Below are 12,634 nucleotides of genomic sequence, written 5' to 3' on the forward strand. Positions count from 1 at the left end.
CGGTATAACTTAGTGATAAGTGTACAGTAATCTATGTATAACTACCCTTGACATTGATATCAGGTCAATACTATAATTTCTACTAGTTTCATATGATATTTAGAATATAAATCATGATAATTTTACTCGATAATCATTAAAGTAAAATTATCATGATTTTTTGGTCTTTGATTGAAGGGGACGCATCTTGAACATTCTAATAGGATTAATTCCTGCTCTATGCTGGGGGTTATACCCAATCTTTTTAACCAAAATGGGTGGTAATTATTTTCAGCAGTTATTCGGAACAGGTGCCGGTATTTTCATATTTGCGAGCATTGTTCAGGTGCTCTTTAAATATCAAATTTCCGTAAATGATTTTATGTTATATTTCATTTCTGGACTATTTTGGAGTATTGGACAGGTAGGCCAAGTTTGGTGCTTTAAAAAAGCGGGTGTCAGTACAATAATGCCTGTGACTACGGCATTTCAAACCATTGGAAATTCATTGATTGGCGGGTGGCTATTCAATGAATGGGTGGGCATATTCGATAATTTATTAGGTCTAGTTGCGTTGATCATCATTCTACTCGGGGTTGTCATTTCTAATGGTTTGGTAAAAATTAAGCGTAAAGACATCATGGTTTATCTGGTTTTGCTGGTGACAACCATCGGCTATTGGGGATATTCTGGTTTTCCGCACTACTGTCATGCTAGCGGATTAGCTGGCTTTTTCCCTCAGTCCTTGGGGATGGTCATTGGTGCGGCCGTAATTTACTTTGTTGGCCACAACAAGATAACTGGAAACGATCCATTTGGAATGAGGAATATCATTTCCGGGATCGTATTTGGCGGTGCAGCGTCTACTTACTTGGTATCATTGAGTTTAAATGGCTTAGTAAATGCATTTGCTTTATCGCAGCTAAATGTAGTGATTGCAACAATGGTTGCAACGGTAATTCTAAAAGAAAAACAAAAAAGCCAAATTATTTCAACACTAGCGGGATTAGTCATTTTAATTTTTGGGGTGTTTATGATGGTAAGCATTTAGCGGTTAAGCAAACTGCTTCATTGCAGAAAACTAGCTTTAATGTTGTACTTGGTTTAAAAATTCAGGGTATAAAAAGCGTCGAGGAATTTAAAATTCTTCGACGCTTTTTTGTACCCTGAATGCAATCTTTTAAAGAATTAACTATAGAATAACTTCATTTCAATGTCCTGATTATAGTTGCCAAACCCTTTGCCGAAAATCGTGCAGCCGCCATTATTTTTGGCGTTTCGCTTAATTCCGTAGCGAACAGCAAAGGTTTGTTTATGGGTATCGATGTCTTCCAGTGAGACATCAGTGAAGGGCTGACCATCCAAAAAACTGCCATCGTGGGTCAATCTTAGGGTCTTCATGATGCCATATTGGTTAACGTTGTCAGGAACCCACTCTGGCGTGTATTTACCGCGTGTGTCGGAGAAATCACCCGGAGCTGTCCAAGTGCCAATCTCAGTACCATTGATATAGAACGTAATGTCAGAAGGCCACACGTTATTAGAGAAGGGGAATTCTGACCCAAGCTCCATGGATAGGTCTAGCATCTCAAGTTTGTCGTCTTTTGTCAGGTAGTCAGGAAATTGGTATTCGACAAAGCCGTTGCACCACCAGATCATGCCAGCGGAAATTCTGTCTGGATCCATGAAGTAGGCGGGGTTATCCACTTTGCCGATGTAGTCGGTTTTGCCAGCTAAACCGCAAGAGGGCTGCACTGAAAAATTGGTGAAGTGGCCAACGGGAACTTGGGTGTCGTAGGACTCAAATTCAGGGTAAATAGTTTTGGGAAAATGAATGTTAATTTTATCCACCGTTAGCCGGGAAACTTTATTATGCCCAATCCGTTCGAACTTAATGATGCCGGCATCTGCCAGTTTATTAAGGTGCTGGAGGACGATGGTGCCGCTTAAATTGAGAGCGGATGCTAGTTCTCTTACACTCATTTTACGGATGGATAATTCTTGAATGATCTTCAGGCGGACCGGACTGGCTAAAGCTTTATAAACGGGCAGTGAACTGTTAGAAATATCAGATTCCATTGATGCAACCTCCCACGTTAATTCAATATTTTTAAATTAGTATTTAGTTCATCGTTGAAAGCAATTTGCTTGCTCAAGTTAATACTAACAATATTTTTATTGTTTTTAAATAGGTAAAATTAATTTTCTTGAAAAAATTGATTAAATTTATCTGACCTATTATTTGGATAATTAGATTGTGCAACAAGGTTGTCTAAATACTGCTATATCACAGTATAGTCGTGAATATAGTAAAAGCTGGTTCAATAATTTATTTCTAAATAAAATTGTTCGTTAAAAATCATACGATAAATAAATCTTTAAAACTTTATTTATCAGTATAAAAATAGTTGTTTTATTTTTTATTAGCACGTAATTTTAGATTTTACGTATTTTGAATAATATTTTCATTGCTCAAAAAGCAAAAAAGTCGGAAAAACATCAAAAACGATATTGTAATCGCTTACCGCTCATCATATGATAATCACGTGCACAGGAAAGAAACAAACTACGTAGTAAAAAGTCTTAAGGAGATTATAAACATGGCGAATACAAATCAATATATTAATCCGCTTATTGTTCAACGGGCAGATCCATATATTTACAAACACACGGATGGCTATTATTACTTCACCGCTTCTGTGCCTGCATATAACTTGATTGAAATCCGTCGCGCGAAAACATTAGCCGGATTAGCTCATGCCGCACCAAGAACCGTTTGGCGTAAACATGAAAACGGTCCCATGAGTCAACTGATTTGGGCACCAGAATTACATTATATCGACGGCAAATGGTTCATCTACTTCGCTGCGGCTGAAACGACAGCGTTAGACGAAAATGGGATGTTCCAGCACCGGATGTTCTGCATTGAGTGTGATGCAGAAAACCCAATGGCAAGTGAAGACAACTGGATCGAGCGCGGCCAAGTGAAAACCAACATGGACACATTCTCGCTGGATGCGACTTGCTTTGAAGCAAACGGCAAACTCTATTACATCTGGGCGCAGAAAGATAAGGCCATTCGCGGTAATTCTAATTTATACATTGCCGAAATGGAAAATCCTTGGACTTTAAAAACTGATCCAGTGATGCTCTCAAAGCCAGAATATTCTTGGGAAATTAAAGGGTTCTGGGTTAACGAAGGACCAGCTATTATTCATAGAAACGGACGCTATTTCTTAACTTATTCTGCTAGTGCAACTGATGAAAACTACGCCATGGGGATGCTTACGGTTAACGACGACGTTGATTTATTAGATGCTTCTAACTGGTCAAAGTCAAAGGAACCAGTTTTCAAAAGTGATCTAGCAACCCATCAATACGGACCAGGCCACAACTCATTTACAGTTGCCGAAGATGGTAAAACCGACATTATGGTTTATCACTGCCGGGACTACACCGAGATCAAGGGTGATCCGCTGTACGATCCAAACCGTCATACAAAGGTTCAAGCATTTACTTGGAATGACGATGGCACGCCGCACTTTGGCAAGCCGGTTCCTTACAATTACGAATAGATAGAATAGGAGTGAAACATCTTGGAAAATACTGTTAAAACAAGTAAAAAGAAGGATTTCTGGGGCTTCCCAGTCACCCACTTTACTTACTTCTTCATGTGGCAAATTATCAATGGTTATTTAACACTTTGGATGGAACAAGTTGGCCATCTAAACGGAACAACCGCCGGATTTGTATTTTCAATGATGGCTGGTATGTCCTTGGTCTTCCAACCAATCTTTGGGGTTATTTCCGATAGATTAGTCTTCAAAAAGAACTTATTAGTTACGATTGCGATTGCTGCTATTTTAATCGGCCCTTACTTCCAGTGGTTATTCATGCCGCTGGTACACATTAACGCTGCGTTAGTTGCTGTTATCACCGGTATCTTCTTGAGTTTCGTCTTCAACGGTGGTGTTTCAGTTGTTGAACAATACGTTCAGCGTGCTAGTCTCGCTAACGGTTTTGAATACGCTCACTCACGGATGGGTGGTTCATTAGCCGGCGCCTGCGCCTCATTCTTAGGTGGCAAGCTCTTCCTATGGAGCCCTAACTCAATTTTCTGGGCATGTACCGTAATGGGTGCCATCTTAACCTTCACCATTGTGTTCAGTGATAAGATTCATATGGAAAATGCCGCCGCTGCCGGTGACACCACTGACTCACTTGACTGGGGCTTAATCGGTAAGATCTTCAGAATCCGTAACTTCTGGATCCTATCAATCTTCTACATTGGGACTTCAGCTTTATACGATGTTTTTGATCAACAATTTATCATCTTCTTTAAGACATACTTCAACAGTGCTTCTGCCGGAACCACTGCCTACAGTTATATGACAACGGCACAAATTGCTTTGGAATTCCTACTCATGTTCCCAATGCCATGGTTAATTAACAAGATTGGTTCACGGAATGGTTTGATTGCTTATGGCTGCATTTTAGCTATCCGGATCATCGGTAGTGCCCTTTCACCTAGTGTTGGTTGGGTTATCTTCCTTCGTTTGTTAGCTGGTTTCGAAATGCCTTTGGTATTGACTTCAATCATGAAGTACATTGCCGGAGCCTTCGATATTCGGGTATACGCTACCGTTTACGCGCTAGCTTCGAACTTTGCTAAGCAAATATCCGTCTTCATCTTCTCTACTGTTGCTGGTAATTGGTATGATTCAATTGGTTTCCAGCACACTTACTTCATTCTCGGTGCGATTGTTGCCGTTACGACAGTCTTTGCTGCATTACTCTTAACTAAAGAGGATCCTGTAGCTGCCGGTGAAGTTGAAGCATCTGGTAAAAAGAAATAAAAGTATTTAACGGCTTAGATCTCAGAACTCGTTTCTGGGATCTTTTGCGTATCGTGACCTATTATTCGTTTATAATAGGTAAAAAAGGAGCCGATAACTATGAAATATCGTCATTTGGGCAAGCAGGGGTTACGGGTCAGTGAACTAGCACTAGGCAGTTGGATGACAGATGTTAGTGCCCCAGGCAAGCAGGATTTAGCTGCTGAAAGCATCAAGTTGGCATACGATAATGGCATCAACTTTTTTGATTGCGCTGATGCGTACAGCGGTGGGGCTGCCGAACGCTTTCTTGGTAAAACACTGAAGCAGTTTCCACGTCAGGAGCTGGTTTTATCGAGTAAGGTGTTCTTTCCGACTGGAAAGGGCGTTAATGACCGCGGTTTGTCTCGCAAGCACATCATGGAGTCCGTCGATACATCGTTAACCAACATGCAGACGGATTACCTGGATCTCTACTTCTGCCATCGATTTGATTCCGAGACGCCGCTGGAAGAAACGCTGCAAGCACTCAGCGATTTGGTTGATCAGGGGAAGATTCTCTATTACGGCGTGAGTGAATGGCGCCCAGTACAGATTTTGGAGGCCCAGCTGATCATTCAAGAACGCGGGTTGCATCCAATGGCAGTTGTTCAGCCGCAGTACAATATGTTTGATCGCTATATCGAGCATGAATTGCTGGATGTGTGCGGCAAACTTGGGTTGGGAGTGGTACCATTTTCACCGCTTTCTCAAGGCTTGCTCACTGGTAAATATCGAAAAGGCCAGCCAATACCAGCTGGTTCGCGAGCAACTTATCAAGATCAGATCAAAGCGCTGTTAACGGATGATAATTTGGACAAAGTTGAAGCGTTAATAAACATGGCGGATGAACTGGATACTGATTTATCAACGTTTGCACTGGCCTGGGCACTTAGAGATCCAAGAATCTCCTGCTTGATCACTGGTGCCAGCAAACCCAGTCAGTTGAAGAATAATTTGAAAGCAGTTGATTTGGATATTCCCGCCGAATATTATCCACGAATCGATCAGTTATTTGGCTTTAAGAAGTTTTCAAGAAAAATTGGCTGAGGGGTTCTTTTCTGCCGGTTTTTACATGATAATAATAGTAAATTGAATACTAAAAATCCCGCATACGTCAATATCGTATGCGGGATTTTTAACGTTTAAATAACCAGATCCAAACGTCGTTAAATCATTAGATTTTAAAGATTTTTACGACGTTTCTTGGTTCCAACTAAACCAAAGAGTGAAACAAATACTCCAAGGAATCCAAGCGCTGCAGTACCTTGAACTGGGGTTTCATCAGTTTGAGGTAACGTACGTTTATCAGTAGTTTGTTTGTTGCCACTGAGTTGACTAGATTGACTAGAAGCAGGTGCTGCCGAACTTACATTAGCGCTTTGAGTAGCTGATCCCGTTGGAGTAGCGATGCCATCTTCAGTGCTAGTAGCATTGCCCGCTGCAACGTGACCTTGGGTGTTGGTTCCGGTTGTCGTACTTGTGCTACCACCAGGTACAACGTGACCTTGATTATTGTCATTACTCTCAGGAGTACTTGGTACGTTGGCTTTTGGCTCGTTGTTATTCGGTTCCTCAGTATTTGGCACAACAGTATTAGGTTCCGTGGTGCTTGGCCCATTAGTATACGGCGGCTCGTCGTACAGAATTGGAACAGTTGCTCCAGGGGTCTTTGGTACCACCAGATTCTGATTTGGTACTAAGAAGTAACCAGGAATATCAGTCAGGCTGCCAAAGCCAATCGGTTCACCAGGATTACCGATCAATGGGATTGGATTGCCAATTGGTTCACCGTTTGGTCCAGTTGGTTGACCAGTGAAGGCAATGGCATAAAGAGGTTGACCGACTTGAGTTTTTGTTTGGATGTTATTTCCAAGACCCACTTTGTAGTACTTGACGGTAATCGTTTCCTTGTCACCATGACTGAGTGTGGCTGCTGGAACTGTTTCTTGATCTGGCGCGAAGCCTTGAACAAATGGACTAATTGCCGCTGGAACTTGAGCATTAGCTGGCTGCCAATCGTTATTATATGTGACTTCCTTGGTAACCGCATCCTCAGTTCCTGTACGAGTGAAGTCGATGGTTTGAACAACTGCTGGCGCAATAGGTGTGCTATCACTGGCATTGATGTAGTTGATAGTTCGTGTTGCTGTAGCGGTGAGTTTTGCTGGATCAGCATCATGAGGCGTCTTTGGTGTGACAGTTTCCATTTTGTGAACGAATTCAACGGTAAAGGGTTGATCCGTCGCCGTATCGTTATCAAAGACAATGCCGTTGGCAGTACCATCACTGACTAGGGTGTAGCCTTGATTTTCGTACTCTTGGATACGGCTTGCACTACTGTAGGTTGCAGTTGTGCCTGATTCGCCGCTCAACGTATCAATGTCACCTAGCGTTTTGTTGCTGGTATCATCTTTATAGGTTACCGTAGCTTTTTGCGTGGACAGGCTATAATGAACGGTTACTGTTGGATTCATATTTGGTTTAGCTAATGTTGTCGCTGGAACAGTCGATTGGTCAGGGGTGTAACCCTTAATGGTTGGACTAACGACAGCGGCTAATGTATCCGATTGAACTGGTGTCCATTCCCCAAAAGTTACTTTCTTAGTCAGCAAATCTTCAGTCCCAGTACGAGTGAAAGTAACAGTCTGAATTTCAGGAGCGTGAACGACTGAGCCATCACTAGTTTTTACATAATTAATGGTACGAGTTGACGTAGCGGTAAAGTCCTTTGGATCTGCATCGTATGGCTTATCTGGTGTGACGGGTACAATGTTCGTGTAGCCAAATGTGACTGTACCATTGTCACCATTAATCTTCAAAGTCCCTGTTGCCGGAAGGCTGCCAGTCATCATTTTATCGAAGACATAGCCGTTAAATTGCTCAGACTGTGTCGCGTACTGATCACCCGCTTGACTGGCCTGACCAGTTGTCAATGGATTGCCATTAGCATCTGTGTAGGTCGCAACGCCCGTGCCAAGTAAATCACCAGTTTGCTCATTAACGTACTTGACGTTAACGGTGGCAGCAGTGAAATAATCGAAAGAGTCGATTTGGAATTGCTGCAGGTTCTTTGCTCCGGCAGTACCGCCAGAAATCAGGAATGCGGCATCGGGTTGTGTGGCCCAGTCAGTGATAGCATGTGACCATGTCTTGCCGTCGTAAGTGACAGTCATAGTCTTGGTTGAACCGTCATACGAAATTGTGATGGGCTTAAATTCATTGTTACTTGGTTGGTCAATGAGTTGAGCTTCACCAGCAGTATCATTTGTTGGAGCATATGCAGTCACCATGCCGGTTGTTGGATCTGTGTAGATAAATGATCCATAGGGAGAACCAACACCATAAACTAACTGGCCGTCCGCATCTGATTGGGGATTGGTCCAAAATTCGTTTGGATCGGCTTTAGCAACTGAACCCGTAGGCTCATCGACACCATCGAAGAAGGTATCAGCTTTCCAGCCGAAGGCTCCCTTTAAACCACCAATCCCAACACCAGCACCATTTCCACCAACGAGGTCAGTGTTACCATTATGGAAGGCAAAGGCAACACCATCGCCGCCACCAAGGGCATTGCCATCGGGTCCTGCATTTCGACCAGGTTTTTGAGCTTTATTACCAAGATTAATTTGACCAGTTAATTTAAAACTTTGATTAAGATCAATTTTATTCTTCAACGTGGCGTTACCGTCTTGACTACCTTGATCAGTCGTTAACGTCAGTGTTCCAGTACTTTGATTATAGGTAGCGGAGCCATTCAATTTAAAGTAGTCAGTAAAGTTGTTTGCGTTAACTTTGACTTCGGATGGTGCTGTTGAATCCTGCGCAGTGATTTCCTGTGGCTGACCAGTTGTTTGATAAACTGCAACTTTGGCTTGCTTGGTAGCTTCAATTGTCGCTGCTGAAGCACTGCCCAACTCAGTTTTAGCAACTGATTTAGGTGCAGGTGTGTTAGCTGAATGATCAGTTCCTGTAGAAGTGGCTGGTGTATCAGTAGTTGATGCAGTTTTTGCAGCCGGAGTAGTTGAAGTAGAACTAGTTAGTGCAGCTTTAGCTGGCACCTTTGTTGGTGTGGCTTGCTGAATATTTGTGCTATCAGTATTTGCTTGAGTTGGTGACTTTACTTGCGCCGTTTGCTGTACCGTTGTAGTTGGATTCGATGCTGCTTGAGCAGTAGGTGCCGGAACAGCAATAGCCATCCCCAATGCAAAGACTAAAGCAGCGAGCCAACGTCCGTTAGCTTTATATAATTTCACACGTGTTTTAACTTCTGGTTGCTCATGCGCATGTAAGCGCTGGGCAGACTGTTGATATTTCTCTGGCATATAAAATCCCCCTTTTCATATCCAAAACATCCCTGAAACGTACCTAAAATAATGCCCTTTTAACGTACGCTGCTAAAACACTTACATTTTAATGCTTAATATTGCCGAATTCAATCCTTCAAAATCTTTTTTATCTATCGGAGAAATAGGATCAGCTAGCAACGTTTTTTCAAGGATTTTAAGGTGCCATGAAAGCTTGTTATATAGAGGATAATGGGGGAATTTAAAAGCTTAAATTCAGTCAACATAGTTTTAATGACACATTCTCTATTTTTTACCAAAAATTCAAAAAAATGGGGAATAAATTCATGAAACAAAATTGTCAAATTGTCATGCAGGTGTTACGGATTTGTCCCAAATATTTTATTCTAAAACAATAACGCTAAGCTTTTAGACATTAAAAGCTTAGCGTTATTGTTATTTTTAATTTTGCGTTAGTCGCTGAACGTCACGAACAATCATCAACTCTTCGTTAGTTGGAACAACCATCACCGTGACTGGTGCGCCTTCAGGGCTGATAATCTGTTCCTTGCCGCGGACTTGATTGCGGTCGTGGTCAATCTGAACCCCGAAGTAACTTAACTGATCAGCAATCTTTTCTCGCATATCGATTCCGTTTTCTCCAGAGCCCGCCGTAAAGACTAGGGCATCCAAGCCGTTTAATTCGGCAATATATGAACCAATGTATCGGACAACTCGATTGGCGAACATATCCAGCGCTAATTTAGCCTGGGGGTTCGTATCTTGAGCGGCCTCCAAATCACGTTGATCAGGGGATAATTGGGAAATTCCAAGCAGCCCGGATTTTTGATTCAAAATGTCAATCATATCACTCATTTTAAGCTTCATTTTTTCGGCTAGAAACGAGACTAGCGATGGATCGATGTCACCGGAACGAGTTGCCATCATAACGCCGGCCAATGGGGTAAAGCCCATGGAAGTATCGATGACCTTACCGTGATCAAAAGCACTGATTGAAGAGCCGGATCCAAGGTGCAGCGTGATCAGTTTTAAGTCTGAAAGGGGCTTGCCCAGCAATTCAGCGGTACGAAGCGAAACGTAGCGGTGACTCGTACCGTGTGCACCGTATTTACGGGCACCATACTTTTCATAATACTCATAGGGGATCGGATAAAGGGCATTGATTTTTGGCATGTTGGTGTATAAGGAAGTGTCAAAAACAGCTACCTGCGGCACGTTTGGCAGCAACTGCTGGAAGATTTTAATGTACTGCGCTTCAATGGGATTGTGCAAGGGCGCGTATTCCGCAAGATTATGGATTTGCTTGAGTGTGTCATCATTGACGACCGCGGAATCTGAGAAAACTTCGCCGCCAGCGACTACTCGATGCCCGATACCCGCAATTTCATGCAGGTGTTTAACGATGCCCGCTTCCTTTAAATGGGAAAGTACCATTGCAGCCGCCAGGCGATAATCGATATTATCCTGTTTCTCTTCGTATTTATCACCGCCAGGCCGTTTAACGGTAAAAACTGAACCGGGCAAGTTCAGACGATCAACCAAACCAGAAGCAATAACTGTTTCATCTGGCATGGAAAATAGTTTCCATTTTAAAGTTGAACTGCCTGCGTTGACTGCTAATATTTTTGTCATGATATTCCCACCTCGTTGTTTTCTATAACTAAACATAAGTCTAGTCTAGCGGAGAATGAAACCGTTTTCAAGTAAAAGCAAAAAGACTCCGGCAGCTGACCGGAATCCCATGATTTTGCTTTTTAAGGTTGAAAATACTATTGATTATAGGCCTCAACGCTTACCTGATCTGAGGAAACGGTTAATTCAGTAACACCGCCGTTATGAGGGTAGTTACCCTTAGTATCGACCCCTAAATAATCAACAATCATGCGAATCAATGTCCCGTGGCTGACCAGTAGGACTGATTCATCGTTTAGGCAGTGCTCGCGTAAGGCTTTGAAACCAGCTCTAATACGTGAAATAACCTCATCATAGTCTTCAGCAGTGTGGGAGGGGTCACTTTGCTTCATTGCGTTGCGAGCCTCTCTAAGACCGCCAATTTCCAGTAGGTCGGCTTGACTATGTTTACCGTATGGAGCGGCGATCCCAGACCAGATATCATCTGAGTTTAAACCTTCAAAGAAGCCAAAGTTGACTTCACGAAATTCTGGCAACTGTGCCGTTTCCTGAGGCTTTTGCTGAAGTTGGTTCACGATAATGTTACGGGTGCTGATTGCGCGGCCTAGGTCTGATGAAAAGGCACGGTTCAGCGCCACACCCTGCAGCTTCTCGGCTGCTTGCTGAGCTTGTTTGATGCCTTCTTCGGATAAGTCAGAGTCGATCCATCCCTGCATACGGTTGAAGCTGTTTAACATAGTGCTGCCATGACGAACCAGATAAACCGTGAATGAGTCCATAGTAAATACCTCTTTTAAACGTAATTTCCTTTATTGTGACGGAAAATTAAGTGATGTGCAACTATCTCGCGTTTTTAACAAATTTAATGAAAATCCTATTTTGGGTGTTTGATAGCGTTAATATCAGTATTATACTAAAAACGATGTATGGGGGAATGAACAGTAACTGTTTTGCTGTAAAGGGATATAACTCTTTGTAAAAATGGTGCTTCTACATTATTCCGTGTCCTTATAAGTTTGGTAAAGATATAATTAGGTTAAAGTTAGACGTCAAATTTTCCGTATTAGCTGATAGCTTATAAGTAGTGATTTATATGAATTTCATTAAAACGTGTTTTGGGATAAAGTCATCCCGTATAATATGAGGGACACCTCACTTTGGTGATTAAACTCAATAAGGCGGAACAACTGATGTTACTCACCTATCAAGTCGAAATTAAGCCGACTGAAAAACAAGCTTGGCAGATTGATTCCCACATCAGTGGTAGTCGTTGGGCCTACAACCTGTTTTTGGATATCAACCGGCAGCGTTATGAATGCGGTTATCACTATATGGGCGCTTATGAGTTCAGCAAATGGTTTAACCATGAGTATCTAGAAGCTAATCCTGACGACCGGTGGATCAAGGATTTATATGCCAAATCGGTCAAACAGGCCTTCATTGATGCTGATACGGCGATGAAACGGTTCTTTAAGAAACTGAGTGGTTTCCCGCATTGGCGCTCGTTTAAACGCGGTCAAGGCAGTTACTACTTTGTTAAGAACGGTAAAACGCAAGTCATTCCTTGTCAACGTCACCGAATCAAGCTACCGAAACTCGGCTGGATACGTCTCAAAGAATTCGGTTATATTCCCATCGATGCCATGCATTTTGTGATTAAACAAGGTCGAATCAAATTTAAGGCTGGTCGGTACTACCTGACCTGTTTAATAGAACAGGCCGAATTACCAAAGTTAGAACTGACCGGTGAGGCCATTGGTATTGACCTTGGTTTAAAAGAATTTGCCATTCTAAATGATGGCACTTTGTATCATAATCAAAATAAAAGCAGTCGGGTAAGGA

The 12,634-nt window shown here is 42.3% G+C and carries 9 protein-coding genes; 5 read left to right on the forward strand and 4 right to left on the reverse strand.

The window, feature by feature from the left end; genetic code table 11:
* Nucleotides 1-187 precede the first annotated feature (187 nt).
* A complete protein-coding gene (locus JUE95_RS11060; protein ID WP_203651573.1) occupies nt 188-1,030 on the forward strand; it encodes a GRP family sugar transporter in 843 nt (280 codons plus the stop codon).
* Between the two features lie 137 nt (nt 1,031-1,167).
* Here the strand turns inward: JUE95_RS11060 and JUE95_RS11065 are convergent, their stop codons facing one another.
* Entirely contained in the window at nt 1,168-2,058 is an 891-nt protein-coding gene (locus JUE95_RS11065) for an ArsR/SmtB family transcription factor (RefSeq protein ID WP_203651574.1), read from the reverse strand.
* Between the two features lie 521 nt (nt 2,059-2,579).
* Here JUE95_RS11065 and JUE95_RS11070 point away from each other — a divergent pair.
* The 3 genes from JUE95_RS11070 (at nt 2,580) to JUE95_RS11080 (ending at nt 5,903) form a co-directional block, all read left to right on the forward strand.
* Complete coding sequence (locus tag JUE95_RS11070; RefSeq protein ID WP_203651575.1) at nt 2,580-3,554, forward strand: glycoside hydrolase family 43 protein; 975 nt, start codon at nt 2,580-2,582, stop codon at nt 3,552-3,554.
* A gap of 21 nt (nt 3,555-3,575) precedes the next feature.
* Nucleotides 3,576-4,835, forward strand: a complete 1,260-nt coding sequence (locus JUE95_RS11075; protein WP_203651576.1) for an oligosaccharide MFS transporter — start codon at nt 3,576-3,578, stop codon at nt 4,833-4,835.
* A gap of 99 nt (nt 4,836-4,934) precedes the next feature.
* Entirely contained in the window at nt 4,935-5,903 is a 969-nt protein-coding gene (locus JUE95_RS11080; RefSeq protein ID WP_203651577.1) for an aldo/keto reductase family protein, read from the forward strand.
* A gap of 134 nt (nt 5,904-6,037) precedes the next feature.
* Here JUE95_RS11080 and JUE95_RS11085 read toward each other — a convergent pair whose 3' ends face one another.
* From JUE95_RS11085 to JUE95_RS11095, 3 genes are all read right to left on the reverse strand, one after another.
* Complete coding sequence (locus JUE95_RS11085) at nt 6,038-9,178, reverse strand: lectin-like domain-containing protein (RefSeq protein WP_203651578.1); 3,141 nt, start codon at nt 9,176-9,178, stop codon at nt 6,038-6,040.
* A gap of 423 nt (nt 9,179-9,601) precedes the next feature.
* Nucleotides 9,602-10,792, reverse strand: coding sequence for an acetate/propionate family kinase (locus JUE95_RS11090; RefSeq protein ID WP_203651579.1), 1,191 nt, complete (start codon nt 10,790-10,792; stop codon nt 9,602-9,604).
* Between the two features lie 137 nt (nt 10,793-10,929).
* Nucleotides 10,930-11,571: a histidine phosphatase family protein gene (locus JUE95_RS11095; protein ID WP_203651580.1), complete on the reverse strand. Its 642-nt coding sequence runs from the start codon at nt 11,569-11,571 to the stop codon at nt 10,930-10,932.
* A gap of 381 nt (nt 11,572-11,952) precedes the next feature.
* Here JUE95_RS11095 and JUE95_RS11100 point away from each other — a divergent pair.
* A partial coding sequence (locus JUE95_RS11100) for an RNA-guided endonuclease InsQ/TnpB family protein (RefSeq protein ID WP_235995464.1) occupies nt 11,953-12,634 on the forward strand: 682 nt, incomplete at its 3' end.

It is taken from the genome of Secundilactobacillus yichangensis (assembly GCF_016861565.1).
Classification (GTDB): Bacteria; Bacillota; Bacilli; order Lactobacillales; family Lactobacillaceae; genus Secundilactobacillus; species Secundilactobacillus yichangensis.

What these genes read in the sequence shown, in the direction of transcription:
- JUE95_RS11065 (WP_203651574.1), bottom strand. Translation starts at nt 2,058, where the DNA reads ATGGAATCTGATATTTCTAACAGTTCACTGCCCGTTTATAAAGCTTTA.
- JUE95_RS11070 (WP_203651575.1), top strand. Translation starts at nt 2,580, where the DNA reads ATGGCGAATACAAATCAATATATTAATCCGCTTATTGTTCAACGGGCA.
- JUE95_RS11080 (WP_203651577.1), top strand. Translation starts at nt 4,935, where the DNA reads ATGAAATATCGTCATTTGGGCAAGCAGGGGTTACGGGTCAGTGAACTA.
- JUE95_RS11085 (WP_203651578.1), bottom strand. Translation starts at nt 9,178, where the DNA reads ATGCCAGAGAAATATCAACAGTCTGCCCAGCGCTTACATGCGCATGAG.
- JUE95_RS11090 (WP_203651579.1), bottom strand. Translation starts at nt 10,792, where the DNA reads ATGACAAAAATATTAGCAGTCAACGCAGGCAGTTCAACTTTAAAATGG.
- JUE95_RS11095 (WP_203651580.1), bottom strand. Translation starts at nt 11,571, where the DNA reads ATGGACTCATTCACGGTTTATCTGGTTCGTCATGGCAGCACTATGTTA.